General features: G+C 68.4%; 25 protein-coding genes. 11 read left to right on the forward strand and 14 right to left on the reverse strand.

Translation table 11 applies throughout. From position 1 onward, the window contains the following. Window positions 1–22: 22 nt before the first annotated feature. Genes ACLBYA_RS17925 through ACLBYA_RS17940 form a run of 4 tightly spaced genes read left to right on the forward strand, consistent with a single transcriptional unit; the run spans window position 23 to window position 4,900 of the window. Entirely contained in the window at window positions 23–1,540 is a 1,518-nt protein-coding gene (locus ACLBYA_RS17925) for an ABC transporter substrate-binding protein (protein WP_447710773.1), read from the forward strand. Beyond that, on the forward strand, window positions 1,537–2,487 hold the full coding sequence (locus tag ACLBYA_RS17930; RefSeq protein WP_447710774.1) for an ABC transporter permease: 951 nt from the start codon (window positions 1,537–1,539) through the stop codon (window positions 2,485–2,487). Before ACLBYA_RS17925 ends, ACLBYA_RS17930 begins: the two co-directional genes overlap by 4 nt. Beyond that, the gene (locus ACLBYA_RS17935; RefSeq protein ID WP_447710775.1) at window positions 2,484–3,356 is read left to right on the forward strand and encodes an ABC transporter permease; all 873 of its coding nucleotides are present in this window, start codon (window positions 2,484–2,486) and stop codon (window positions 3,354–3,356) included. The genes ACLBYA_RS17930 and ACLBYA_RS17935 overlap by 4 nt, the downstream gene beginning before the upstream one ends. Beyond that, window positions 3,353–4,900, forward strand: coding sequence for a dipeptide ABC transporter ATP-binding protein (locus ACLBYA_RS17940; protein WP_447710776.1), 1,548 nt, complete (start codon window positions 3,353–3,355; stop codon window positions 4,898–4,900). The genes ACLBYA_RS17935 and ACLBYA_RS17940 overlap by 4 nt, the downstream gene beginning before the upstream one ends. Here ACLBYA_RS17940 and ACLBYA_RS17945 read toward each other — a convergent pair. The 4 genes from ACLBYA_RS17945 to ACLBYA_RS17960 form a co-directional block, all read right to left on the reverse strand. Beyond that, window positions 4,827–6,050, reverse strand: coding sequence for an MFS transporter (locus tag ACLBYA_RS17945; RefSeq protein WP_447710777.1), 1,224 nt, complete (start codon window positions 6,048–6,050; stop codon window positions 4,827–4,829). The genes ACLBYA_RS17940 and ACLBYA_RS17945 overlap by 74 nt on opposite strands. 124 nt (window positions 6,051–6,174) lie before the next feature. Continuing rightward, window positions 6,175–6,849 (reverse strand): 2OG-Fe(II) oxygenase, encoded by a 675-nt coding sequence (locus tag ACLBYA_RS17950; RefSeq protein ID WP_447710778.1) that lies wholly within the window; start codon window positions 6,847–6,849, stop codon window positions 6,175–6,177. Further along, window positions 6,846–7,439 (reverse strand): methylated-DNA--[protein]-cysteine S-methyltransferase, encoded by a 594-nt coding sequence (locus ACLBYA_RS17955; protein WP_447710779.1) that lies wholly within the window; start codon window positions 7,437–7,439, stop codon window positions 6,846–6,848. Before ACLBYA_RS17955 ends, ACLBYA_RS17950 begins: the two co-directional genes overlap by 4 nt. Continuing rightward, a complete protein-coding gene (locus tag ACLBYA_RS17960) occupies window positions 7,436–7,912 on the reverse strand; it encodes an RNA polymerase sigma factor (protein WP_447710780.1) in 477 nt (158 codons plus the stop codon). Before ACLBYA_RS17960 ends, ACLBYA_RS17955 begins: the two co-directional genes overlap by 4 nt. Before the next feature lie 53 nt (window positions 7,913–7,965). Between ACLBYA_RS17960 and ACLBYA_RS17965 the strand changes: the two genes are divergently transcribed. The 4 genes from ACLBYA_RS17965 to ACLBYA_RS17980 are packed head-to-tail and all read left to right on the forward strand — an operon-like array spanning window position 7,966 to window position 11,991. Then, the gene (locus ACLBYA_RS17965) at window positions 7,966–8,385 is read left to right on the forward strand and encodes a hypothetical protein (protein WP_447710781.1); all 420 of its coding nucleotides are present in this window, start codon (window positions 7,966–7,968) and stop codon (window positions 8,383–8,385) included. Window positions 8,386–8,421: 36 nt separating this feature from the next. Next, the gene (locus ACLBYA_RS17970) at window positions 8,422–9,621 is read left to right on the forward strand and encodes an acetyl-CoA acetyltransferase (protein WP_447710782.1); all 1,200 of its coding nucleotides are present in this window, start codon (window positions 8,422–8,424) and stop codon (window positions 9,619–9,621) included. Beyond that, complete coding sequence (locus ACLBYA_RS17975) at window positions 9,618–11,102, forward strand: carotenoid oxygenase family protein (RefSeq protein WP_447710783.1); 1,485 nt, start codon at window positions 9,618–9,620, stop codon at window positions 11,100–11,102. Before ACLBYA_RS17970 ends, ACLBYA_RS17975 begins: the two co-directional genes overlap by 4 nt. 40 nt (window positions 11,103–11,142) lie before the next feature. After that, on the forward strand, window positions 11,143–11,991 hold the full coding sequence (locus ACLBYA_RS17980) for a winged helix-turn-helix transcriptional regulator (protein ID WP_447710895.1): 849 nt from the start codon (window positions 11,143–11,145) through the stop codon (window positions 11,989–11,991). Here ACLBYA_RS17980 and ACLBYA_RS17985 read toward each other — a convergent pair. Together ACLBYA_RS17985 and ACLBYA_RS17990 are read right to left on the reverse strand one after the other, a co-directional pair. Further along, entirely contained in the window at window positions 11,962–12,549 is a 588-nt protein-coding gene (locus ACLBYA_RS17985; protein WP_447710784.1) for a GNAT family N-acetyltransferase, read from the reverse strand. The genes ACLBYA_RS17980 and ACLBYA_RS17985 overlap by 30 nt on opposite strands. Continuing rightward, window positions 12,546–12,974 carry a hypothetical protein gene (locus ACLBYA_RS17990; protein ID WP_447710785.1) on the reverse strand — a complete coding sequence of 143 codons (429 nt, stop codon included), beginning with the start codon at window positions 12,972–12,974 and terminating at the stop codon, window positions 12,546–12,548. The genes ACLBYA_RS17985 and ACLBYA_RS17990 overlap by 4 nt, the downstream gene beginning before the upstream one ends. Before the next feature lie 42 nt (window positions 12,975–13,016). On the opposite strand from ACLBYA_RS17990, the gene ACLBYA_RS17995 reads away from it, so the two are divergent. Beyond that, on the forward strand, window positions 13,017–13,487 hold the full coding sequence (locus ACLBYA_RS17995) for a cupin domain-containing protein (RefSeq protein WP_447710786.1): 471 nt from the start codon (window positions 13,017–13,019) through the stop codon (window positions 13,485–13,487). Window positions 13,488–13,665: 178 nt separating this feature from the next. Here the strand turns inward: ACLBYA_RS17995 and ACLBYA_RS18000 are convergent, their stop codons facing one another. The 6 genes from ACLBYA_RS18000 to ACLBYA_RS18025 are packed head-to-tail and all read right to left on the reverse strand — an operon-like array spanning window position 13,666 to window position 20,190. After that, a complete protein-coding gene (locus ACLBYA_RS18000) occupies window positions 13,666–14,097 on the reverse strand; it encodes a type II toxin-antitoxin system Rv0910 family toxin (protein ID WP_447710787.1) in 432 nt (143 codons plus the stop codon). A 1-nt stretch (window position 14,098) separates the two neighbouring features. After that, window positions 14,099–14,383, reverse strand: coding sequence for an Rv0909 family putative TA system antitoxin (locus ACLBYA_RS18005; RefSeq protein WP_447710788.1), 285 nt, complete (start codon window positions 14,381–14,383; stop codon window positions 14,099–14,101). Between the two features lie 10 nt (window positions 14,384–14,393). Further along, a complete protein-coding gene (locus tag ACLBYA_RS18010; protein WP_447710789.1) occupies window positions 14,394–16,763 on the reverse strand; it encodes an HAD-IC family P-type ATPase in 2,370 nt (789 codons plus the stop codon). Next, window positions 16,760–18,316 carry a serine hydrolase gene (locus tag ACLBYA_RS18015; RefSeq protein WP_447710790.1) on the reverse strand — a complete coding sequence of 519 codons (1,557 nt, stop codon included), beginning with the start codon at window positions 18,314–18,316 and terminating at the stop codon, window positions 16,760–16,762. The genes ACLBYA_RS18010 and ACLBYA_RS18015 overlap by 4 nt, the downstream gene beginning before the upstream one ends. A gap of 18 nt (window positions 18,317–18,334) precedes the next feature. Further along, the gene (locus ACLBYA_RS18020) at window positions 18,335–19,444 is read right to left on the reverse strand and encodes an MBL fold metallo-hydrolase (protein WP_447710791.1); all 1,110 of its coding nucleotides are present in this window, start codon (window positions 19,442–19,444) and stop codon (window positions 18,335–18,337) included. Continuing rightward, window positions 19,444–20,190, reverse strand: a complete 747-nt coding sequence (locus ACLBYA_RS18025) for an enoyl-CoA hydratase (RefSeq protein WP_447710792.1) — start codon at window positions 20,188–20,190, stop codon at window positions 19,444–19,446. The genes ACLBYA_RS18020 and ACLBYA_RS18025 overlap by 1 nt, the downstream gene beginning before the upstream one ends. 26 nt (window positions 20,191–20,216) lie before the next feature. On the opposite strand from ACLBYA_RS18025, the gene ACLBYA_RS18030 reads away from it, so the two are divergent. Continuing rightward, window positions 20,217–21,662, forward strand: a complete 1,446-nt coding sequence (locus ACLBYA_RS18030) for a carboxyl transferase domain-containing protein (protein ID WP_447710793.1) — start codon at window positions 20,217–20,219, stop codon at window positions 21,660–21,662. On the opposite strand, the gene ACLBYA_RS18035 is transcribed toward ACLBYA_RS18030, so the two are convergent. Together ACLBYA_RS18035 and ACLBYA_RS18040 are read right to left on the reverse strand one after the other, a co-directional pair. After that, a complete protein-coding gene (locus ACLBYA_RS18035; RefSeq protein WP_447710794.1) occupies window positions 21,585–23,120 on the reverse strand; it encodes a sensor histidine kinase in 1,536 nt (511 codons plus the stop codon). The two genes, ACLBYA_RS18030 and ACLBYA_RS18035, sit on opposite strands and share 78 nt — an antisense overlap. Continuing rightward, the gene (locus ACLBYA_RS18040; RefSeq protein ID WP_447710795.1) at window positions 23,120–23,923 is read right to left on the reverse strand and encodes a response regulator transcription factor; all 804 of its coding nucleotides are present in this window, start codon (window positions 23,921–23,923) and stop codon (window positions 23,120–23,122) included. Before ACLBYA_RS18040 ends, ACLBYA_RS18035 begins: the two co-directional genes overlap by 1 nt. 130 nt (window positions 23,924–24,053) lie before the next feature. On the opposite strand from ACLBYA_RS18040, the gene ACLBYA_RS18045 reads away from it, so the two are divergent. Further along, window positions 24,054–24,467 carry a DoxX family protein gene (locus ACLBYA_RS18045; RefSeq protein WP_447710796.1) on the forward strand — a complete coding sequence of 138 codons (414 nt, stop codon included), beginning with the start codon at window positions 24,054–24,056 and terminating at the stop codon, window positions 24,465–24,467. Window positions 24,468–24,520 lie beyond the last annotated feature (53 nt).

The raw sequence follows: 24,520 nt of genomic DNA on the forward strand, positions 1-24,520 counted from the left end.
CGAAGCGGGTACAGACCGTCGCATGCGTGTAGTGGCGGCCATCCTTGCTGCCGTTGCGCTTCTCGCCGCACCGTCGTGCGCACCGGCACAACGGGTCGATCTGGGCCAGGGTTCGGGGAATCTGATCGCCGCGATCGCCGGCGAACCCGACCAGCTCGACCCGCACAAGACCAGCGCCTACTTCTCCTTCGAGGTGCTGGAGAACGTCTACGACACGTTGGTCGAACCGTCCGCCGACCTCACCATGGCGCCCGCGCTGGCGCAGTCCTGGGAGACCTCCCCCGACCAGCTGACCTGGACCTTTCACCTGCGTCCCGGAGTACGGTTCCACGACGGCAGTCCGCTGACCGCCGAGGACGTCGTCTACTCCTACCGGCGAATCATCGACGAGAAGCTGTCCACCGTCGACAAGTTCAGTGCCGTCACCGAGGTGCGCGCCGCCGATCCGCTGACGGTCGTCATCACCCTGGCCCGCCCGACCCCGAACCTGCTGACCAACCTCGGCGGCTTCAAGGGCATGGCCATCGTGTCGCGGGCCAATGTCGAGGACGGCAGCATCGCCACCCACCCGATCGGGACCGGGCCGTTCTCCTTCGTCGGCCGCCAGAGTGGTGACTCGATCACCCTGGCCGCCAACCCGGACTACTGGGACGGGCCGCCCCATATTCCCGGGGTGACGTTCCGGTTCATCAGCGAAACCTCCACCGCTCTGGCGGCCCTGCAGGCCGGCGAGATCGACTGGACCGACGCCGTGCCCCCGCAGCGTGTCGCGCAGCTGCAAGGTGACGACTCGTTGGAGTTGGCGCTCACCCCGAGCAACGACTACTGGTACCTGGCGCTCAACGCCGCCCGCCCGCCCTGGAATGACGTGCGGGTCCGCCAGGCCATCGCCTATGCCGTGGACCGGCCATCCATTGTGCAGGCCACCAGTTACGGCACCGCCGATGCCAACCAGCTGGCCATCCCCGAGGGCAACCCGTGGTTCACCCCGTATGACCGGTACTCCTACGACATCGAGGCGGCCCGTCGACTGCTCGATGAGGCCGGTGCCGCCCCGGCGTCGATGGACATGCTGGTCACCAGCGAGTACCCGGCGACCGTGACCGCCGCACAGGTGATCGCCGACAACCTGGAACCGCTCGGCATCACCGTCGACATCCGCACCGTCGACTTCGCCACCTGGCTGGACGAACAGAACAACGGCAATTTCGACATGCTGATGATGGGCTGGTTGGGCAATATCGACCCCGACGACTTCTACTACGCGCAGCACCACACCGACGGCGCCAACAATGCCCAGAAGTTCTCCGACCCGCGCGTCGATGCGGCCCTGGACGCCGGCCGCACCGAGACGGATCCGGCTGCGCGCAAGCAGGATTACGCGGAGGCGGCGACCCTGGTCGCCGATGGGGTCAGCTACATCTTCCTGTACAACCCGGCCGTCATCGCGGCCTGGACACCGGGCCTGACCGGTTATGAAGCGCGCCGTGACAAGGCGATCCGGTTCCGCGACGCCACCCTGTCCGGGGACGCGTCATGACGATCGCCCGCTTCCTGGCCCGCCGACTGCTGTACTCGCTCGCCGTTCTGGTGGGTGTGCTGATCGTGGTGTTCGCGCTGGTGCACCTGGTGCCCGGTGACCCGGTGCGCATCGCGCTGGGCACCCGCTACACACCGGAGGCCTACGAGGCGCTGCGCACCGCCAGCGGACTGGACAAGCCACTGATCGTCCAGTTCTTCGAATACCTCTGGCACGCCCTGACCGGGAACCTCGGGGTCAGCTTCCGCAACGGCGACCCGGTGGTGGCGATCCTGTTCGAACGTGTTCCCGCCACGCTGTCGCTGGCTTTGGTGGGCATCGTGTTGGCCTTACTGATCGCCCTGCCCGCCGGCACCTGGGCCGCGCTGCACGAGGGTCGCAGCAGCGATGCGATCGTCCGGGTGACAAGCCAGTTCGGGGTGTCGGTACCCGATTTCTGGCTGGGTATCCTGCTGATCTCGCTGTTCTCCACCGCACTGGGATGGCTGCCCACCTCGGGGTATCGGCCGTTGTTCGAAGATCCCGGTGGCTGGCTGCGCCACATCATCCTGCCCGGGTTGACGGTGGGCCTGGTGGCCGCGGCGATCATGACGCGCTACATCCGCTCGGCGGTGCTCGAGGTCGCCGCCATGGGCTATGTCCGGACCGCCCGCTCGAAAGGTCTTGCGCCGCGGACGGTCACGATGCGCCACACCGTGCGCAACGCGCTGGTGCCCATCCTGACCATCACCGGTATCCAGTTGGGCACCATCCTGGGTGGGGTCATCGTCGTCGAGGTGGTGTTCGCCTGGCCGGGCCTGGGCCGGTTGGTGTACACCTCGGTGGCTGCCCGGGACTATCCGGTGATCCAGGGGGCGGTGCTGCTGATCGCCGCGTCGTTCCTGTTGATCAATCTGCTGGTGGATCTGCTCTACGCGATCGTCGACCCGAGGATCAGGCTGTCATGACCCGCGTCAAGGCCTGGCGGCTGCTGGCCGGCAACCCGATCACCGTGCTGAGCGCCCTCGTAATTATTGCGGTCATCGTCATTACCGTTGCCGCCCAATGGATCACCCCGTACAGCGTCAACGATGTCGATGTGCCGCAGGCGCTGCAGGGCCCCAGCGGGGCGCACTGGTTCGGCACCGACGAATTGGGCCGGGACGTGCTGTCCCGGGTGCTGGTCGCCGTGCAGGCCTCGATGCAGGTCGCGGTGGTCAGCGTCGCGTTCGCGGCGGTGGTCGGGGTGACGGTCGGGGTCGTCGCGGGATACGTGGCCGGCCGCGAGGGCGGGTGGCTGGACACCGTGCTGATGCGGGTGGTCGACGTGATGTTCGCCTTCCCGGTGCTGCTGCTGGCACTGGCCATCGTCGCGGTGCTGGGCCCCGGGATCGGCACCACCATGCTGGCCATCGGTGTCGTCTACACACCGATCTTCGCCCGGGTGGCGCGGGCCGGGACGTTGTCGGTGCGGGTGGAACCCTATGTGTCCGTGTCGTACACGATGGGTACCGGGTCGCGTTACATCCTGACCCGGCACATCCTGCCGAATATCAGCGGGCCGCTGATCGTGCAGACCTCGCTGTCGCTGGCGTTCGCCATTCTGGCCGAGGCGGCGCTGTCCTTCCTGGGCCTGGGCATCCAACCGCCACAACCCTCGTTGGGCCGGATGATCTTCGACGCGCAGGGTTTTGTGACGCTGGCGTGGTGGATGGCGGTGTTCCCGGGAGCGGCCATCTTCGTGATCGTGCTGGCGCTGAACCTGCTCGGCGACGGGCTGCGTGATGTGCTGGATCCCAAGCAGCGCACCATGATCGAGGCGCGGAGGGCCAGATGACGGTACTGGCCATCGAGGATCTCGCGGTCCGGATCGGACGCCGAGAGATCGTCTCGGGCGTCTCGCTGACGGTCGAGGCCGAGCAGACGCTGGGCATCGTCGGCGAATCCGGCTCCGGTAAGTCGATGACGGTGTTGGCGGCCACCGGGCTGCTCGACGCGCCGGGTGCAGTCGTCACCGGTTCCAGCGTGCTGGCCGACGACCAGCAGATCATCGGCGCACCCGCGCGCACCCTGCGCAGGATCCACGGCGGACGCATCGGATTCGTCTTCCAGGACCCGGGCACATCACTGAATCCGCTGTTGACGATCGAACGGCAGATCACCGAATCCCTGGAGACACACCGGAATCTGACGCGTCGCGCAGCCCGCGACCGGGCGCTGGTGCTCTTGGAGGCTGTCGGGTTGCCCGATCCGGCGACACGGCTGCAGTCCTATCCACATCAGCTCTCCGGCGGGCAGCGGCAGCGGGTCATGGTGGCGATCGCGCTGGCCTGTGATCCCGAACTGCTGATCGCCGACGAGCCGACCACCGCACTGGATGTCACCACCCAGGCGCAGATCATCACGATGGTGCGCGATCTACAGCGCGATTTCGGCACCGCGGTGGTGTGGATCAGCCACGACCTCGGTGTCATCGGCGAAGTGGCCGACACCGTGACCGTGCTGCGCGAGGGTTCCGTCGTCGAGCGGGGTCCGGTCACCCAGATCTTCGATCACCCCGGCGAGGGCTATACGCGCGAATTACTGGACGCCCGACCGCTGCTCGACGGCACCGGGCCGCCGCCCCCGCCCGCCGAGGCCGAGGTGCTGCTGTCCGTCGATGGCCTGGAGGTAGCCTACGCCGGGGTGCCCGCGGTGACGGATCTGTCGTTCCAGATCCGCCGCGGCGCCACACTGGGCCTGGTGGGCGAATCTGGTTCGGGGAAGTCGACGGTCGCCGCCGCGCTGACCGGTCTGGTGCGGCCATCGGCCGGCAGCGTGCTGCTGGACGGGGCCGATGTGCTGGACCGTCGCGCCGACCGCCGGCGCATCGCCATGGTGTTCCAGGATCCGTTCGCCTCGCTGAATCCGCGGATGCCCGTGGCGGTGTCGATCGAGGAGCCGCTGCAGGGGCTCGGCCGGGCGCAGCGGCGGACCCGGGTGACAGAACTTCTGGACATGGTGGGTCTGGATGCCGACTTCACCCACCGCTACCCGCATGAGCTGTCCGGCGGGCAGCGCCAGCGGGTCAGCATCGCCCGGGCGTTGGCGGTGCAACCCGATTTGCTGATCCTCGACGAAGCAACCGCCGCGCTGGATGTGTCGGTGCAGGCCAAGGTGCTCGACCTGTTGGCGCGGTTACAGCGCGAGCTGAACCTGACCTACCTGTTCATCGGGCACGATCTGGCGGTCATCGAACGGATGAGCCATGACGTGCTGGTGCTGCAGGCCGGCCGGACCGTCGAATACCGCAGCGCGGGTGACCTTTTCAGCGCACCCGAGCGGGACTACACCCGAGCTCTGTTGGCAGCAGTTCCCCCGGCACGGCCTGCTCGGTCCTGACCTCGCGCCAGTGGCCCAGCTCGGAGGCCAGCAGTGCCACCAGGATGGCCACCGACGCGGCGGACAACAGCACCGCGAACCCGTGCGGGAGTGCCGCCGCCCCGATCAAGGGTGCGATCGAGATGCCGATGTACATGGCCGTCGAGTACCAGGCCAACGCGACGCCCGCGTAGCGCGAGTCGATGACGGCCAATCGGTACTGGATGGCCACCGAGGCGGCCGGCCCGACGACCCCGGAACAGGCGAAGATGACCGCGGTGGCCACCATCGAGCCGTGCGCCGGGATGAGCGTCAGGAAGGCCGCACACTGCACGACGAGCACGATCTGCAGGGTGCGCCGGCTGCCAACGCGGTCCGACAGCCGGCCGCCCAGGAAGTTCCCGACGATGCCGGCCGTGCCGTACACCAGCAGCAGCAGGGCCAGTCGCGAGCTGTCACCACCGGTGGCGTCATGCGTCAGCACCGCGCTGAAGATGTAGACCATGTTGAACGCCAACATCATCAGCAGCGACGCGGCGAGGGCGAACACGATGTGCCGGTTACCCATGATGGCGGCCCGGTCGCGCAGGCTCACCCCGGCGGCGTCGGGCACCTCGCGCACCACGAACAGCAGCGCCGGGGCCAGCACGGTGGCCAGTCCGGCGAGTGCGGCCAGCGGCAGGCGCCAGTCACCGACGGCGGCCAGTGCGGTGCCGATCGGCGAGCCGATGGCCATCGCCAGGGTGAAGCCCATGCCGACGAGCGCGATGGCACGGCCCCGGACCTCGGCGGGCACCAGCACCGGTGCGGCCGCGATCGCCGTCGGCACCAGGGCGGCGCCGCCGAAGGCCGCGATCACGCGGCCGGCGGTGAAGATGGCGAAGGTGTCGGCCGCCGCGGCCAGGAAGGTGCCGATCGCGATGAGCAGCAGACCCGCGGCCATCACGCGTTGTTGCGGCACCCTGCCGAAGAGCACCGACACCACCGGTGAGGCGACAGCGACCACGGCGGCGTAGACCGAGATGGCGTAGCCGACCGTGCCGGGTCCGACGCCGAGCCCGTGGCCGATCTTCGGGAGCAGGCCCGCGATGACGAAGGCGTTGGTGCCGACGATGAACAGGGCAAGTGCGAGCAGGCTCAAGCGCAGCGTGTTCGCCCTGCCCAGCTTCACCGCAACACCCCTTAGTTTCGGTACCAAAGGGTACCGGGTCCGTGGGGTTCCTCCCTACCGTCGACGGAGTGCTCGGACTGTGATCTCAGCCCCCTTTCCGCACCGGACGCGCCATCGACACACCTCACTGCGCGTCATGCAGCACCAACCCCAGCGTGTGCCGGCGCCCGGTGCGCAGCCGGCTCACACCGTGCCGCACCGGGGTGCGCGACCATCCGCGCTTCGAGGGCGTCGGCCGGTCCCTGGTGGTGAAGATCAGCCCGTGCCCTCGCGGCAAGGTACGCACGGTGCCCTTGGACTGGGCCCGCGCCCGCTGCTCGACGAGCATGAACTCGCCGCCGGTGTAGTCCACCTCGGGTTCGTCGAGACCGATGACGACCTGCAGAGGAAACACCAAGTCGCCGTACAGGTCACGATGCAGTGCGTTCCAGTCGCCCGGGTCGTAGCGCAGCAGCAGCGGTGTCGGCTTGTGCTGGCCTGCGGCGTGGCAACGGTCGAGCCAGTCGCCAAAATCGTCTGGCCACGGCGCCGGGTCGCCGAGGCGGCCCGCCCAGTCCCGTGCCAGCGGGAGCAGCAGGCGATAGAACTCGGCACGCAGCCGCACCACCGGATCGGGCAACGGGTCGTCGAAGTAGCGGTACACCCCGCGCCCGAAACGGTAGCGCTCCATATCGATGGTCGAGCGGAAGCGTCCGTCTTTGTGCCACATGGCGGTCAGCTCCGCACATTCGTCGTGGCTCAACAGCGGGCCCGTCGGTGCGCAGCCCTCGGCATCGAGCTCCTGCAGCCAGGCCGTCATACCGACTCCAATTCCAGCAGCCGCGCCTTCACCGCGGCCCCGCCGGCGTACTGCCCGATCGATCCGTCGGTGCGCACCACCCGGTGGCACGGGATCACCAGCGGCAGCGGGTTGTGGCCGCAGGCGGTACCGACGGCGCGGACCGCCTTCGGATTACCGACGGCCGCAGCCACGGTCCCGTAGCTCTCGCGGTGGCCGTAGCCGATATGGCGCAGGTGCTCGACAACTTGGCGGCGGAACCCGTCGGCGAGGCGCAGGTCCAGGGTCAGGTCGAAGCGGGTGCGCGAGCCCGCCAGGTACTCGTCGATCTGGGTGGCGGCGATGTCGAGCCGGCCCGGTGCTCGCAGCACCCGCGGGCTGAGCTTGCTCGCCAGCCGCTCCAACTCGGCTTCTACGCCAGACTGGTCCAGGAACGCGACCCGTACCAGGCCGGCCGGTGTGGTGGCCAGCAGCAGCGGACCGACGGCGGTATCGACGGTCCGGTACGCCACGTCGAGCAGACCGGCTTGTTGCGCGTCACCGGCCAGCCGGTCGTGCAGCCGGGCCAGGGTCGCGTCGTCGGCGGTGAGGCCATCGAAGATCTCGGTCATGGTTGTTCCTTCAGGTAGGTGGTGCGCAGGGTCTTGATGCCGTCCGCGGCGGCCCGGCGGGCGGCGTCGGCGGACCCTCCGAGCAGGCCGGCGATCTCGGCGTAGGGCAGGCCCGCCAGGTAGTGGTAGGCCAGCGTGTGGCGTTGCTTGTCGGGCAGCGCCGCCAGCGCCGCCCAGAGATCCGGGTCGTAGCTGTCGACGTCGTGGCTGTCGATGTGGCCGGTTTCGGGTATCTCGGCGACCGGGGCCGGCGCCCGCGTCCGCGAGCGGCCGATGTCGATGGCGCGGCGGTGGGCGATGGTCACCAACCAGGCCTCGATATTGGCCTGCGGATCCAACTCCGGGTAGGCCCGCATCGCGGACAGGAAGGTCTCCGACCACGCGTCCTCGGCGTCTGCCGGTCCGACCGCGGCCCGGCAGACTCGCAGCACCATCGGGCCGTAATCGGTCACGATGTCTTCGAACGGTCGCACTCTCACATTGTGTAGACGACCGGGATCGGCGGAACGTGAGATATGGAGGTGCCGTGTTGTCAGCACGCTGGGCTGCGGCGGTGGTGGTGTGCCTGTCGGTGGCCGGTTGCGGCGCCGTCCCGATCAAGCTGCCCGGCACCAACCGCGACGTCATCGACGCACAGCTGGCCGAACTGCGCGCCGGCGGGCAGCCGGCGGCGCTGATCACCCTCACCGAATTCGATTGGGATGAGGTGCACCTGTTCGCTGACCGCACACCCCGCCACCAGGTCGAGGCGGTGGTCGGCGGCCACGTGATCGAAGGCAGTCAGGTGACCTCGGGCGGGCTGCTGGTGTTCGAGCAGGACGGACGGATCGTCCGCAAGGTCTACGTCCGCGGGGACTACCTGCGGGCCGACCGCCCGACCTGGGGCGTCGACGCCGTGCTCCGACCCGCCGCAGGCGGCCTCATGCGATTGACCGCACAGAACTGAACTTGTCACTCTCTTAGTTGTAGTAGCGTCCGACGGATGGCCGCCAATGTCTGGATTCTCGGGGGCTACCAGAGCGACTTCGCGCGCAACGTGCACCGCGAGGGTGATGATCTGGCGGCGCTGACGGCGGAAATCGTCCGCGAAACCCTCGCCGCGGCCAAGACCCGCGCGGCCGATATCGGCGTCATCCATATGGCCAACGCCTTCGGCGAGTTGTTCGCCGGGCAGGGTCACCTCGGTGCCATGCCCGCCACCGTCGACCCCGCCCTGTGGGGCACGCCCGCCACCCGACATGAGGCCGCCTGCGCATCGGGCAGCGTCGCGGTGCTGGCGGCCATCGCCGATCTGGGCTCCGGGGCCTACGACAGCGCCCTGGTCACCGGCGTCGAACTGGAGAAGACCGTGCCCGGCGATATCGCCGCCCGCCATCTGGGGACGGCGGCCTGGACCGGAAACGAGGGACAGGACGCCACCTTCATGTGGCCGTACATGTTTTCGCGTGTCGCCGAGGAATACGACCGTCGTTACGGACTCGACGATGCGCACCTGGACGCCATCTCCGCACTGAACTACGCCAACGCCCGCGCCAACCCCAATGCCCAGACCCGGGCGTGGCAGGTGGACCGATCGTCCAATCCGGTTGTCGAGGGTCGGATCCGGCGACTGGACTGCAGCCAGATGACCGACGGCGGCGCCGGTCTGGTGCTGGTGTCGGACAACTATCTGCGCGACCACTCCGGGGTACGACCGATCGGGCTGATCGAGGGCTGGGGGCACCGCACCGTGGGCCTGGGTTTGCAGCGGAAGCTGGACCGCACCGAGGAGTACGTGTTCCCTCACGTCCGACACGCCGCGCTCGACGCCTTCAAACGGGCCCGGGTGAACCTCGATGTCCTCGACGGTGTCGAGGTGCACGACTGCTTCACGCCCAGTGAGTATCTGGCGATCGACCACCTGGGATTGACCGGCCCCGGCGACTCCTGGAAGGCCATCGAGAACGGTGAGATCGAGATCGGCGGACGACTACCGATCAACCCGAGCGGCGGCCTCATCGGCGGCGGACATCCGGTCGGCGCCACCGGCATCCGGATGATCCTCGATGCGGCCAAGCAGGTCGACGGCACCGCAGGCGGCTATCAGGTCGAGGGCGCAAAGACCTTCGGCACCTTGAACTTCGGTGGCAGCACCGCCACCACCGTCAGCTTTGTGATCGGGACAACCCGGGAGATCATGTGAATACCGAAGTCGTGGCGAAATACCTGTCCACCCTGCCCGAGGACGACGACCACCCCTACCGCACCGGCCCGTGGCGCCCGCAAACCTGCGAATGGGATGCCGACGACCTACAGGTCGTCTCCGGTGAGATCCCGACCGATCTGGACGGGGTGTACCTGCGCAACACCGAGAATCCGTTGCACCCGGCCTTCAAGGCCTACCATCCGTTCGACGGCGACGGCATGCTGCACATCGTCGGATTCGGTGAGGGAAAGGCGTTCTACCGCAACAGGTTCATCAAGACCGACGGGTTCCTGGCCGAGAACGAGGCCGGCGGCCCCCTCTGGCCGGGCATCGCCGAACCGGTCGAGTTCGCCAAACGTGACCACGGCTGGGGTGCGCGCACCCTGATGAAGGATGCATCCAGCACCGATGTGACCGTGCACCGCGGCACGGCGCTCACCAGCTTCTACCAGTGTGGCGACCTGTACCGAATCGATCCGCGCACCGGGGACACCCTGGGTAAACCGGATTGGGTGCCGGGCCCCGGTGTCTCGGCCCACCCCAAGGTCGACGACGCCACCGGCGAGCTGCTGTTCTTCAACTACGGCAAGGACGCCCCGTACATGCATTACGGCGTGGTCGACGAGAGCAACACGCTGGTGCACTATGTGGACGTCGAACTGCCCGGCCCGCGGCTGCCGCACGATATGGCGTTCACCGAGAACTACGTGATCCTCAATGACTTTCCGCTGTTCTGGGATGCGGAGTTCCTCAAGCACAATGCGCACATCCCGCGTCTGCATCGCGATATGCCGTCGCGGTTCGCCGTGCTGCCGCGGCGCGGTTCAGACGCCGACGTCAAGTGGTTCGAGGCCGACACCACCTACGTGCTGCATTTCACCAACGCCTATGAAGACGGCGACGAGATCGTCCTCGACGGGTTCTTCCAGGGTGAACCCGAGCCCGTCTCTGGCATCGACAACGGCATGGATCCCAAGTGGCAGCGCATCTTCCGCGGTCTGTCACTGGACGGTATGCAGACCCGACTGCACCGCTGGCGGTTCAACCTGCGCACCGGCGCCACCCGCGAGGAGCAGTTGTCCGACAGCCTCACCGAGTTCGGCATGATCAACTCGGCCTACGCCGGGCATCCCTACCGATACACCTACGCCGCCACCGGTAAGCCCGGCTGGTTCCTGTTCGATGGCCTGGTGCGTCACGACCTGCACACCGGCACCGAAGATCGGTTCCGGTTCGGTGACGGCGTGTACGGCAGCGAGACGGCGATGGCGCCACGTGTCGGCAGCCGCGGCGAGGACGACGGCTACCTGGTGACCATCACCACCGATATGAACGCCGATGCGTCCTATTGTCTAGTGTTCGACGCCGCCGGGGTCGCCGACGGCCCGGTGTGCAAAGTGCAGTTGCCCGAACGTGTTTCCAGTGGGACGCACTCCACCTGGGCGGCCGGGGACGAACTGCGGCGCTGGCTTGTCTGAGACGGCACTGGCCGCCGGTCAGACCAACGCCGTCGGTCGGATGCTCGGCCTGCTCGGCGACGAATGGACGCTGCTCATCGTCCAGCGCGCGCTGCTCGGCGCGACCCGGTACGCCGACTTCGCCGCCCGGCTACCGATCTCGCATTCGGTGCTGACCCGTCGACTGTCCGCCATGACCGCCGACGACCTGTTGCAGCGGCGACAATATCATTGGGGCCCGGCCCGATTCGAGTACGTCGCGACCGCCCGGGCCCGGTCGCTGTGGCCGACGCTGGTGAGCATCTGGGGCTGGGAACGCCGCTGGGTCCCCGAACACGCCGAGCCGATGCCCGCGATGCGGCACACCGGCTGCGGCGCGGACTGTGCACCACAGCTGACCTGCCACGGATGCGGTGTCACGGCGCATTCGGAAAGCCTGCTCGCACACTGGGGTCCGAGTGGATCCTGGCCCCGGTCGATGCCCGTCGGCTCCACCCGGCGCCGCTCCCACGGGGCCCGAGCCGCCGGTGCGTCCGAGCTGTTTCCGCACACCATGAGCATCCTCGGCAACCGCTGGGCGTTCGCGATCATGGTGGCGGCTTTCGTCGGCACCACCCGGTTCAGTGATTTCGCCGGTCAACTCGGCGCTCCCCCAGGCTCGCTCGCCGATCGGTTACAGGCACTGGTGGGCAATGGGGTGCTCGATGCCGACTATCGCCTGACGGACAAGGGCCGTGCGGTGCTGCCCGTCATCGTCACCGCGTTGGACTGGGCGCAACGCTGGTATGTCGCCGCTGAAGGACCCGCCGTGCACATCATCCACATCGACTGCGATGGCGAGTTCCGGGCACGGTTGGTGTGTGATGGCTGTGAGCAGCCGCTACGCGGAACCGAGATCGCCGCGGTCTAGCCGGAACCGCAGATTGTTGCGTACCGCGGGCCATTCGATGTCCAGGATCGAATAGACCACGGTGTCGCGACGCGACCCGTCGGCTAACAGCTGATGGCTGCGCAGCACCCCGTCGAGCTTGGCGCCGAGCCGCTCGATGGCGGCCCGGCTCACCGAATTGTGAAAGTGCGTACGGAATTCCACTGCCATACAACCGAGCACCTCGAACGCATGGGTCAGCAATAGCAGTTTCGCCTCGGTGTTCACCCCGGTGCGCCGCGCCTCGGACGTGTACCAGGTGGCGCCGATCTCCAGGCGCCGGTTGGGCTCGTCGATGTGCAGGTAACTCGACGACCCGATCAGTATCCCGTCCAGCCGGCGCGCCACGAAGGTGAGGCCGCTGGTATCGGCCAGCCTGGTCCGCACCCACGCCTCGGCGCTCGCCCGCGACGGTGCCGTGGTGAACCACAGATCACCGGCGTCGGCCACCGCAGCGATCTCGTCGGCATGCCGCGGGTGCAGGGGTTCCAGCGTCACCCACCGCTGGCCCGTCAGGGTGACCGGGTGCCGAAACGTCATAGCCGCGCCTGTCCCCAGGCGACCACCATCGTCAGCACCGACAGCACGACGGCCAGCACCGTCATCGCGGCGGCGACGTACATGCCGTAGCCGATGGCGATCGGTGCGTGCACATAGAGCCGGAAGTACCAGACGATCAACGCCGCGATGACCATCGAAATCGACAGTGCGCCAGCCGATGCGGCCCGTGCCGACAGCTGGCGGGCGGCCATGGCCGCGGCCACGATCAACAGCGCGGACAGCAACACGATCGCCTGGCCGACCCCGAACCCCGGTGCCGGCACCGCGATGGCGCCGACCTTGCCGCCGATCGCATTGACCCGGCCGCCGCCGTCGGCCGAGGTGGTCAGCCACGGCAGCCAGGCACTCACGGCGAGCACCAGTGCGCAGAACGCAACCAGCCAGCCGGGACGCAATCGAGCCATGCGGCTCAGATTATCGGGTGCGCCTGCGTAGGCTGAATTGCCATGACGGAACTACCCGATTGGGCCCGCCGACTCGACCTGTCGCCGCACCCTGAGGGCGGCTGGTTCCGCGAAACCTGGCGCAGTGACCTGACCTTCCCGCAGTCGGCGCTGCCCCCGGATTACACCGGCCCGCGGCAGGCCGGCACCGCGATCCTGTTCCTGCTGATGCCCGGCCAGCAATCGGCCTGGCACACCGTGCGCAGCGCCGAGCTGTGGCTCTACCACCGCGGGAGCCCGCTCCTGCTGGAGGTAGGCCGCGAGCAGGCCGGCGCGCAGACGGTGCTGCTGGGCCCCGACATCGCCGCCGACGAGCAGCCTCAGTTCGTGGTGCCACCCGGACACTGGCAGCGCGCCACCCCTCTGGGGCGAGCGGAGCGACGGGGGGATGCAGCGGACCAGGAGCCCACGCTGGTCAGCTGCATCGTGGTACCCGGCTTCGATTTCGCGGATTTCGCGCTCGGCGCGGGATGACGCGGCGCACCTGGGGTTAGGAGCTACGCCACTTCAGCCAAGATCGACTCGGCCCGCCCTTGCCTGAATCCAGGTAGCCTCAGCCGCCACGATATGTGCGTCACTACAGCCAAGACGGCTGCTACCCGAACCCGACTGAACGGAGGTAGGTCCATCGGCCGGCCCTCCGCGAGCGGAGCTAGGAGTACACCTTCTTGAACCGCTCCAGCGACTCCTTGATGTCGCCCTTGAGCGCGGCCGCCACCACCATGCCGATCGGCCCGAACAGCGCAGGCCCGCCCAGGTGGATGTCCAGCTGCACCGTCGCGCCGTCGGCCACCGGTTTCACCCGGGCGATCAGCTTGATCTTGACCCCGCCGACGCCGTCACCGTTGAGCGTCATCGACTCCGGCGGTTTGTAGTTCACGATCGTCCAGTTGACGCGGTTGTGCATGCCCTTGACCTCGACGATCGATGAGATCTTGGTGCCCTTGTCCAGGGTCTCGGGCAGCGGCGAGCGCCACACCCGGTGAATGGTCAGCCATTCGTCGAACCGGGACAGATCCGAGGCGGCCTCCCAAGCCTGCTCCGGCGACAGCGGAACGTCGATGGATACCGAAAGCTTCGCCACGTCAGGTGGTCGGGGGTGCCGTCGGCGGCTGGTTAGTCGGCGGCACCTGGTTCGGCGGCTGGTTGGCCGGCGGCACCTGGCCCGACTGCTGGGTCGGCGGCACCTGCGGGCTGCCACCGGTCTGCTCGCGGGCGGCCTTCTTCGCGGCCTCCTGCACCTTGTCCACGTGCTCGGCGTACTTGCCCTGGGTCTTCTTGTCGACCAGGTCACCCGCCTTGTCGATGACGGTGTCGACCTTGTCGGCGTTCTTGGCCACCAGGCCCTTGATCTTGTCCAAGAAACTCATGACAGCAACCCTAGCGCCACAACTTGCGGGGTTCTTTGGACAGACGGCCCTCCACCCACCAGGCCACCTCGATCAGCAGCGCCGCCGCCGCACCGATGATCAGCCCCATCGAGGTCAGCGCGATATTCGACGGATCCAGCAGGAACGTTTCCTGCGCCAGCGGTATGGAGAAGATCACCACGTACGCCAGCCCGGACACCGCCACCAGAGCGACGCGCCACCACTCGTACGGACGGGCGACCACGGCGAGCACCCACACCGAGGCCACCAACAGTGTGATCAGTGCCGTGGTCGAGGCCTGGGTCTGCGCCGCCGGACCGGCATCCTGACCCTCGTAGGCCAGCAGGTAGGAGATGAACGTGCTCGACCCGACGATCACCCCGGCCGGCAGCGCCGAGGTCATCACCCGGCGCACGAAACCGGGACGGGCCCGTTCGTGATTGGGCGCCAACGACAGGATGAACGCCGGGATGCCGATGGTGAACCAGGCCGCGATGGTCACGTGGATCGGTTGGAACGGGTACAGCAGTGGGTCACCGCCGAACACCTTGGCCGACAGGCCGCCCAGACCGACCAGCGCCGCCAGCAGCACCGAGTACACCGTCTTGGTGAGGAACAGGTTGGAGACCCGTTCGATATTGCCGATCACCCGCCGGCCCTCGGCCACCACATAGGGCAACGTGGCGAACTTGTTGTCCAACAACACGATCTGCGCGACGGCCCGCGATGCCGAACTGCCCGAGCCCATCGCGACGCCGATATCGGCATCCTTGAGGGCCAGCACGTCGTTGACACCGTCACCGGTCATCGCGACGGTGTGCCCGCGTGACTGCAGGGCATGCACCATGGCCCGCTTCTGGTCGGGTCGCACCCGACCAAAGGTGGTGTACTCGTCCAGCGCGGTGGCCATCTGTTCGGTCTGCTCGGGCAGCCGGCGCGCGTCCAGCGTCTCACCGTGCAGGCCGAGCGTGCCGGCGACCGCCCCCACCGACTTGGCATTGTCACCGGAGATCACCTTGACGGCGACCTGTTGGGAGGCAAAGTAATCCAAGGTGTCGCGGGCGTCCGGGCGGACCCGCTGCTCCAGGATCACCAGCGCGACGGGGGTGACGGTGCCCGGCGCCGCGGCATCCTCGACGGACAGGTCGGACGAGCCCAACAGCAGCACCCGCAACCCCTGCGCGCCGATCCGCTCGGCCTCGACGGCCTCGACCGAGGCCGGGTCCAGCAGCACATCCGGGGCACCGATCACCCAGTTGCCGTGCTCGGCGTAGGAGACCCCGCTCCACTTCGTGGCCGATTTGAACGGCGCGTTGGCGGTCCGGGTCCAGCCCGGTGCCCGGTCGTAGGCCTCGGCGATGGCGGCCATGCTGGCGTTGGGTCGGGTGTCGTCGGCGGCCATCTGGGCCAGCACATCGGCCGCATCCGTGGCACTGAACGACTTGACATCTGAGAGCCGCATCCCGTTCTCGGTGAGGGTGCCGGTCTTGTCCGCGCAGACCACGTCGACGCGGGCCAACCCCTCGATGGCGGGCAGTTCCTGCACCAGGCACTGCCGCTGCCCCAACCGCACGACGCCGACGGCGAAGGCGATGGACGTCATCAGCACCAGGCCCTCGGGGACCATCGGCACCAGCGCGCCGACCATCCGCAGCACCGATTCGCGCCAGCCGGCGTCGGTGGTGAACAGCTGGGTGTAGATGATCAACGCGCCGGCCGGCCACAACAGATACGTGATGAACTGCAGGATCTTGTTGATACCGCTGCGCAGTTCGGATTTCACCAGGGTGAACTTGCTGGCCTCCTCGGCCAGCTGCGCGGCGTAGGCCTCGCGACCGACCTTGGTGGCCCGGTATGCACCGGTGCCGGCCACCACGAAGCTGCCCGACATCACCTTGTCCGCGGCATCCTTGGCGATCGGGTCGGCCTCACCGGTCAGCAGTGACTCGTCGACCTCAAGGTTGTTCTCCTCCAACACCTCTCCGTCGACGGTGATCTGGTCACCGGGCCCGACCTCGATGATGTCGTCGAGGACGACCTCGCTGGGCGCCACCGCGCGGGTTCCGGACTGCCGTCGCACCACCGGTTTGGCCTGCCCGACGATCGCCAGCTTGTCCAGGGTCTGCTTGGCCCGCAGCTCCTGGATGATGCCGATGGCACTGTTGGCGACGATGAGCAGCCCGAACAGCCCGTTGATCAGCGAGCCGGTGGCCACCACGATGGCGAACAGCACCCCGAGGATCGCGTTGATCCGGGTGAACACGTTGGCCCGCACGATCTCCGACACGCTGCGGGCGGCGCGGATCGGGACATCGTTGGTCTTGCCCTCGGCGACCCGCTGGGCCACCTCGGCGTCGGACAGGCCGGCCAGAACAATCACTTGGTGAACACTCCGTTGTCGTAATACTCGAGGGTGAGCTTCGGTCCGTCGAAGGTGGCCTTCGAAATCGTTCCGGGCGGCGCATTCTCGGTCACCAGGGTGAAGGTGAACACGTTGCCGTCCCAGTGCGTCAGCTCGAACTCGTCACCGCGCGGCCCCAACCCGAGCATCAGCTTGCCGGCCCGCTCGGATACCGTCGCCGGCCCCCAGAACTCGTTGGCATAGCGGCCGGTGTAGCTCGGCAATGGTTGTGCGGCAACCGGATCAGCCGGACGCGCCGCGCCGACGAGCAAGCCCACCGGGTCACCCATAGGCAGCAGTTTGCCGCTGTAGAGCTCGTACCAGGGTTCGCGCACCTGCCCGAATTGGACCAGATCGGCGAACTGCGCGGTCAGCGCCTCCGGTACGCCCGAGGGCGACCCGTTGGTCAATGCCACGATGCCGACATCGGCCGAGGGCAGCATCAACACATTGGTGCCCGCGCCGAGTTCGAAGGCACCCGAGTGGCTCAGCTCGGTACGGGCGCCCGAGGTGGTGCCGACGTTGAAGCCGAAACCGTAGAAGCCCGACCGCATGGCCGGCTCGGCGGCCGGTCCCGACACGATCTGCGGGGTGATGGCCGGCAGCAGGGCCGCCGGATCGATCAGCGGAGCGCCGTCGGCCAGCATCATCGTCAGCCAGCGCGTCAGGTCGTTGGCCGAGGAACTGACCCCACCGGCGGGCGCCTGCTGATCGGCGTCCCGCACGTAGCGCGGTTCGTAGGTGCGCTCGGCGACCCGGATATGCGCGACGGCGCGGTCTTCCCTGGCCTCGTAGTCGGCGAACCGGTAGCTCGTCGCGTCCATGCCCAGCGGGGCGAACAGGGTGTCCCGGCCCAGCTGCTCCCACGGCTTGCCGGCCGCAGCGGCCACCGCCTCGGCTGCAGCGGTCAGCCCGAAGTTGGTGTAGGCGTAGGAGATCCGGAACGGGTCCAGCGGCAGCTGGCGTAGCTTCTCCAGCACGGCACGACGGCCGTAGCCGATGTCCTCCAGCTTGTCCCCGGCGTGATCGGGCAGCCCGGCCCGGTGGGAGAACAGGTCCCCGACGGTGACCATCGGGGTGACGGCCGGGTCGGACAGCGCGAACCACGGCAGCTTATCGACCACCGGGGTGTCCCAACCCACGGTCTCGGCGGCGACCGCACGGGCGACGACGGTGGCGCTCACCGGTTTGGACAGCGACGCCAACTGGAACACGGTGTCGGGGTCGACCGGTTCACCGGTGCGGATGTCGCGCACCCCGAACCCCTTGGCATACAACGTCTTTCCACCATGCACGACGGCAACCGCCATGCCGGGCACCCCGGAGATGTCCATCAGTTCCTGGGCTATCCGGTCGAGCCGGTCGACCGCGTTCTCGACGGCATTCTGCGGCAACGGCATTGCCGGGACCAGCGGAGGCGGTAGTGGCGCCGCCGACGGCGCGGGCGGTGCTGTGGTCGGCGGGGCGGCCGTGTCCGTCGCGCATCCGGCCACCAGCAGCACCACCGCCGCACAGGTCAAGATCAATCTCACCGCGTCAACGCTATCGGGTCAGCCCCGCCACCACGTTTGATTCACCGGCGGGTCGGACTCCACGGCGCTCACCAGCTCACCCGGTCGCGGTGTCGCCACCGCGACGCCCTCGGCGGCTGCGGACGTGAGCATCCGCTCCACCGGCTCCGACCACGGGTGCGGAGCCAGCCGGAAGGTGGCCCAGTGGATCGGCACCAGCAGTCCGGAGTCGCTGAGGTCGCGGTGTGCGCGCACCGCCTCCTCGGGGTTCATGTGGATGTCCGGCCAGCCCGGGTGGTAGGCGCCGATCGGCATCAGCGTGAGGTCGAACGGCCCGTAGGCATCACCGATCCCGGCGAAACCGCCTGTGTACCCGGTGTCCCCGCCGAAGAAGGCGCGATGCCGCGGCCCGATCAGCGCCCACGACGACCACAGCGTGACATTGCGGGTCAGGAAGCGCCCCGAGAAATGCCGGGCCGGTGTGCACACGATCTTCAGCGCACCCAGGTCCGCACTCTCGTCCCAGTCCAGCTCCACGATCCGGTCCGCCGGGATCCCCCAGGTGCGCAGGTGTGCGCCGATCCCGAGCGGGACATAGAAGTTGGCACGCTGACTGCGTGCCAGCACCTTGATGGTGTCGATATCGAGGTGGTCGTAGTGGTCGTGGCTGATGATCACCGCATCGATGGCGGGCAGTTCGTCGAGTTCGGCGGGCACCGGATGCAGCCGCTGCGGGCCGATGATGCGCGACGGGGAGCAGCGTTGGCTCCACACCGGATCGGCCAGCACCCGGTAGCCGTCGACCTCGATGATCGCCGACGAGTGCCCGTACCAGGTGGCGGCCAGCTCGGCCGGGGCCGTGTCCACCGCCGGGCGCACCAGGGGGATCTCCTGCGGCGGGTGCTGGGTTCGGCCTCCGGTGAGCAGATCGCGGACCAGCGCGAACTGGTCGGCCCGGGTCAGCTGCACCGCCGAAGCCGGTTCGCGGTTGGCGAACACGCCGTCGCTCCAGTTGGGCGACGCCTTGGCGGCCGCACCGATATCGGCGGCGCCGAGCGCGGTGGGCGTGCCCTGCACGGCCCGCAGCAGCCAGCCACCGGCGACCACCGCCGCGGTGCCACCCAGGACGCGGGCCGCCGGGCCGATCATCAGGCGCCTTGGAAGTTCGGTGAGCGCTTCTCGATGCGGGCGACCTGCGCCTCGATCACATCCGGGCTGGCCCACGCCTTGTCGAAGCCCTCCTGATGCGCGGGCCACGGATCCTCGTACGCGCCGTCATCGTTGAGCACCCGCTTGGAGTGCGCCACCGACAGCGGGGCGAAGCCGGCGATTTCGGCGGCCCAGGCCTGGGTGTCGGCCAGCGTGCCGACCCGGTTGACCATGCCGGTCTGCACCGCGGTGTCGAGGTCCAGACGTTCGGCGGCGATCAGCATGGCGCGGGCCCGGCCGTGCCCGACCAGCGACACCAGCCGCCGGATCGACCAGTTGTCCAAGGCCAGCCCGTACTTGGCGATCGGGAACTGGAAGAACGCGCCGGGCACGGCGACCCGCAGGTCGCAGATCATCGCCAGGATCACCCCGGCCCCGATGGCCGGCCCGTTGAGCGCGGCGATGATGGGCACCGGGCTGGCGTCGATGGCCAGGTTCAGCTGTTTGGCCTTGTCCGGCAACTCCTTGGCCACGCCCTCGGCATCGGACAGGTCGGCGCCGGCGCTGAACACCGTGCCCTGCCCGGTCAGCACGATGGCCCGGACGCCGCTGGCCGCGGCATGCTCGCTGGCCTTCTCGATCTCGGCACGCAGGCCGTCGACGATAGCGGCGTTGAGCGCGTTGCGGCGTTCGGGGCGCTGCATCTCCAGGGTGAGGACGTTGCCGTCGCGGGTAACTCCAATCATGGCCGCCAGCCTATTAGCCTTCTCATGTGAGTAGCGCGCTGGCACTACGTGACGCCGTCCTGGACGAGGGCTCGTTCCGCAGCTGGGACACCGCTCCGCTGCAGGTCGCGACCTCCGACGAGTATCGCGCCGAGCTGGCGGCCGCCGCCGAGAAATCCGGTCTGGACGAATCGGTGCTGACCGGTGAGGGCACCGTGTTCGGCCGCCGGGTGGCCGTGTTGGCCTGTGAGTTCGACTTCCTGGCCGGGTCGATCGGGGTGGCCGCCGCCGAGCGGATCACTGCCGCGATCACCCGGGCGACGGCCGAGCGGCTGCCCCTGGTGGCCTCGCCGGCCTCCGGTGGCACCCGCATGCAGGAGGGCACCGTCGCGTTCCTGCAGATGGTGAAGATCGCCGCGGCGGTGCAGCTGCACAAACGTGAGCACCTGCCCTACATCGTCTACCTGCGCCACCCGACCACCGGCGGGGTGTTCGCGTCGTGGGGTTCGCTCGGCCATGTCACCGCGGCCGAGCCGGGCTCGTTGATCGGGTTTCTGGGCCCGCGGGTCTACGAGCACCTGTACGGCGAGAAGTTCCCGTCCGGGGTGCAGACCGCGGAGAACCTGTACCGGCACGGCGTCATCGACGGTGTCGTCGACCTTCCGCATCTACGCGCGGTACTCAACCGCACGTTGACGGTGTTGTGCGATCCGCCGGGCCCGGCACCGCAGGCACCCGAGCCCGAAACCATCCCCGATATCGAGGCGTGGGATTCGGTGCTGCTGTCCCGGCGTCCGGACCGGCCAGGTTCGGAATATGTGCTCAAGCATGGCTCCACCGACCCGGTGCAACTGTCCGGCGGCAGCACCCAGATGCTGCTGGCGCTGGCCCGGTTCGGCGGTCAGCCCGCGGTGGTGCTGGGTCAGCGCCGCCTCGGCATGCTGGGTCCGGAGGCGCTGCGCGAGGCGCGGCGCGGGATGGCGCTGGCCGCGGGGCTGCGGCTGCCGCTGGTGTCGATCATCGACACCGCGGGTCCGGCGCTGTCGGCCGAGGCCGAGCAGGACGGCCTGGCCGGTGAGATCGCGCGCTGTCTGGCCGAATTGGTGACCCTCGAGGTGCCGACGGTATCGGTGCTGCTGGGTCAGGGCAGTGGCGGACCGGCGCTGGCGATGGTGCCGGCCGACCGGGTGCTGGCGGCCCAGCACGGCTGGCTGGCACCGCTGCCACCCGAGGGGGCCAGTGCCATCGTCTTCCGGGATACCGACCACGCACCGGAACTGTCCGCAGCACAAGGGGTTCGGTCCGCGGACCTGCTGCGCAACGGGATCGTCGACGCGATCGTGGCCGAGCACCCCGACGCCGCCGACGAGCCGAAGGCCTTCACCGAGCGACTGTCGGCGAGCATCGCGGTCGAGTTATACCGGTTGCGGGCGATGTCGGATCTGGAACGGGTCGGCACCCGGCTGCACCGCTACCGCCGGATCGGCCTGTAGCAGCGGCAGCCGCACCGTGAATGTGGTTGTCCCCGAATCCGACTGAGCGGTCAGCGTGCCGCCGTGCGCCTCCACGATAGACGCCGCGATGGACAGCCCCAGGCCGAAGCTGCCCGCCTCCCGGGACCGGGATTTATCGGCACGGACGAAGCGCTCGAACAGGTGCGGCAGCAGGCCGGCATCGATACCGGGGCCGTCATCGGTGACGGTGAGTTCGATATCGTTGCCGCCCAGCGTGATCGCCGCCCGCACCGATGTCCCGGCCGGGGTGTGCACCCGGGCGTTGTACAGCAGGTTCGCGATGGTCTGATGTAGCCGCGCGCGGTCGGCTCGGACCCAGACCGGGTGCTCCGGCACGTCGAGGCTCCAGTGGTGATCCGGTGCGGATACCGCGGCGTCATTGACCGCGTCGGCCAGCATCTCGGTCACGTCGACATCGGCCACGTCGAGGTCCTGGCCCTCGTCGAGCCGGGCCAGCAGCAGTAGGTCGGCGACCAGGGAATTCATCCGCCGGGTCTCGGCCTCGATGCGGGCCAGCGAGTACTCCGTCATCTCCGGCAGCACCGCCGCGTCCTGGCGGGTCAGCTCGGCGTAACCGTGGATGGCGGCCAGCGGCGTGCGCAGCTCGTGGCTGGCGTCGGTGATGAACTGCCGCATCCGCCGGTCGGAGGCAGCGACGTCGGACAGCGCTCCCTCGACGTGGTCGAGCAGCCGGTTCAGTGTGTCGCCGACCTGGCCGACCTCGGTGCGCGGATCGGTGTCGCCGACGGGCACCCGCGGGGTGATGGTGTGGTTGTCGCGGTCCAGCGGCAGGGCCGCGACCTCGGCGGCGGTGGCCGCGACGCGGTGCAGCGGGCGCAACGCGAACCGCACGATCGCCAAAGTGCTCAACGCCGTGACGATCAGCGCCAACACCGTCAGCCCGGACACCACCGCGGTCTCACGCACCATCGCCTCCCACGCCGGGGTGCGCGAGACACCGGTCACCAGCATCTCGCCGGCCTCGCCCGGCTGACCGACCATCCGGTACCAGCCCAGGCCCGGCAGTTCGACGGTGTGGATCTGCCCGTCCGCCCAGGACGTCTGTGCGATGGTCGACAGGGCCTGCGGCGGGGCCGGTGTCGCGTCGTCGGCACCGAAATGTGCCGAGTCGACCACCTGGCCGCCCTGGATCAGTGCGACGACGTTGCCCTGCGCCTGCCCGATGAGGTTGACGAGCGGCTTCATCTCCCCCGGTCCCGGCAGTTCGCCGTCCGGGCCCGGGGTGGACCGGTATTTGATGACGGAGCTGACGCAACCCTGCAACGCGCCCGCGAGTTGGGTGTCGATGATGCCCAGCACCGAGGTGCGCAGGGTCAGCACCGACATGGTGCCGATGGTGGCGACCGCGAGCATGACCGCCAGGGACAGACCGACGACGAGCTGCCTGAGCAGGGTCCAGCTGCGCCAGATGCGCATCACTCCGGTGCCCGCAACATGTAGCCGACACCCCGTACGGTGTGGATCATCGGGTCCCGGTCGGTGTCGATCTTCTTGCGCAGATACGACACGTAGAGGTCGACGATGCTGGTCCGCCCACCGAAGTCGTAGTCCCAGACCCGCTGCAGGATCTCCATCCGGCTCAGCGCGCGCCGCGGATTGCGCATCAGGAAGCGCAGCAGGTCGAACTCGGTGGAGGTCAGCGCGATCGGCTCGCCGCCGCGGGTCACCTCCCGGCTCGCGACATCGAGCGCCAGGTCGCCGACGGTCAGCGATTCGTCCTCGGCCGGGGTCAGGTAGGCGGTCCGGCGCAGCAGCCCGCGCAGCCGGGCGACCAGTTCCTCCAGGGAGAACGGCTTGGTCATGTAATCGTCGCCGCCGGCGGTCAGCCCGGTGACGCGGTCGGCCACCGAGTCACGCGCGGTCAGGAACAGCGTCGGCGTGTAGGTGTCCGATTCGCGGATCTGGGCCAGCACTCCGAGGCCGTCGGTACCGGGCATCATGATGTCGAGTACCAGCAGGTCGGGAGTGTCGGCGCGGTACTTGGCCAGTGCCTCGTCGGCATCGTGGGCGACGTCGATCTCCCAGCCCTCGTACTTGAGCGCCATCCGGATCAGATTGGTCAGCGCACGTTCGTCGTCGACGAGCAGCACACGGATCGGGGATCCGTCGGCGCGGTACATCCGGGGCAGTTGACCGAGGATGGCCCGACGCGGCCCTTGGTCGTCGGTCGTCACGGAAGTCACTACTCCATTGTCGCGGCTATCGGCCGCGCAGAACATTTGAATCGTCTATGAGAGTCGCGGCCAGAAGCGCCGCGCCCAGTTGACTTGGATGCGAGCCGATCTGGGTATCCGTCAGCGGGGACGGCCCGAGGCAGCACTCATATACACAACCGAAAGGTCGATCATCATGTCCACCATTTCCGCCCGCGCCGCCGCGACGGCCGACGCACGCCTGTCGTCGAATGCGCCCACGGTCCTCGGCGTGTTCCGGATTCTCGTCGGCCTGATGTTCGCGATGCACGGCACCGTCAAGATCTTCGGTTTCCCCAGCGGGTCCCCGGTGCCCTTCGGCGCATGGCCGGGATGGTGGGCCGGCGTCCTGGAGATCGTGCTCGGTCTGTTGATCACCGTCGGATTGTTCACGCGGATCGCAGCTTTCATCGCGTCCGGCATGATGGCCGTCGCCTACTTCTGGATGCACTTCCCCGAGGCGTTCTGGCCGATCGACAACGGTGGTGAGACCGCGGCGCTGTACAGCTTCGTCTTCTTCCTGCTGGTTTTCACCGGCCCGGGTGCACTGGCGGCATCACGCCGACTGTAATTGACTGTTCGGCAATATAACCGGGCCGACGTAGCGGCCACATTTCGTTACCG

Source organism: Mycobacterium sp. C31M, from assembly GCF_053345865.1.

Excerpts from the sequence above, each read along its gene's own strand:
- ACLBYA_RS17940 (WP_447710776.1), top strand. The coding sequence starts at position 3,353 with ATGACGGTACTGGCCATCGAGGATCTCGCGGTCCGGATCGGACGCCGA.
- ACLBYA_RS17970 (WP_447710782.1), top strand. The coding sequence starts at position 8,422 with ATGGCCGCCAATGTCTGGATTCTCGGGGGCTACCAGAGCGACTTCGCG.
- ACLBYA_RS18045 (WP_447710796.1), top strand. The coding sequence starts at position 24,054 with ATGTCCACCATTTCCGCCCGCGCCGCCGCGACGGCCGACGCACGCCTG.
- ACLBYA_RS17935 (WP_447710775.1), top strand. The coding sequence starts at position 2,484 with ATGACCCGCGTCAAGGCCTGGCGGCTGCTGGCCGGCAACCCGATCACC.
- ACLBYA_RS17990 (WP_447710785.1), bottom strand. The coding sequence starts at position 12,974 with ATGGCTCGATTGCGTCCCGGCTGGCTGGTTGCGTTCTGCGCACTGGTG.
- ACLBYA_RS17930 (WP_447710774.1), top strand. The coding sequence starts at position 1,537 with ATGACGATCGCCCGCTTCCTGGCCCGCCGACTGCTGTACTCGCTCGCC.
- ACLBYA_RS17985 (WP_447710784.1), bottom strand. The coding sequence starts at position 12,549 with ATGACGTTTCGGCACCCGGTCACCCTGACGGGCCAGCGGTGGGTGACG.
- ACLBYA_RS17925 (WP_447710773.1), top strand. The coding sequence starts at position 23 with ATGCGTGTAGTGGCGGCCATCCTTGCTGCCGTTGCGCTTCTCGCCGCA.
- ACLBYA_RS17995 (WP_447710786.1), top strand. The coding sequence starts at position 13,017 with ATGACGGAACTACCCGATTGGGCCCGCCGACTCGACCTGTCGCCGCAC.
- ACLBYA_RS18040 (WP_447710795.1), bottom strand. The coding sequence starts at position 23,923 with ATGTTCTGCGCGGCCGATAGCCGCGACAATGGAGTAGTGACTTCCGTG.
- ACLBYA_RS17980 (WP_447710895.1), top strand. The coding sequence starts at position 11,143 with ATGCTCGGCCTGCTCGGCGACGAATGGACGCTGCTCATCGTCCAGCGC.
- ACLBYA_RS18025 (WP_447710792.1), bottom strand. The coding sequence starts at position 20,190 with ATGATTGGAGTTACCCGCGACGGCAACGTCCTCACCCTGGAGATGCAG.
- ACLBYA_RS17950 (WP_447710778.1), bottom strand. The coding sequence starts at position 6,849 with ATGACGGCCTGGCTGCAGGAGCTCGATGCCGAGGGCTGCGCACCGACG.
- ACLBYA_RS17955 (WP_447710779.1), bottom strand. The coding sequence starts at position 7,439 with ATGACCGAGATCTTCGATGGCCTCACCGCCGACGACGCGACCCTGGCC.
- ACLBYA_RS18035 (WP_447710794.1), bottom strand. The coding sequence starts at position 23,120 with ATGCGCATCTGGCGCAGCTGGACCCTGCTCAGGCAGCTCGTCGTCGGT.
- ACLBYA_RS18005 (WP_447710788.1), bottom strand. The coding sequence starts at position 14,383 with ATGAGTTTCTTGGACAAGATCAAGGGCCTGGTGGCCAAGAACGCCGAC.
- ACLBYA_RS18020 (WP_447710791.1), bottom strand. The coding sequence starts at position 19,444 with ATGATCGGCCCGGCGGCCCGCGTCCTGGGTGGCACCGCGGCGGTGGTC.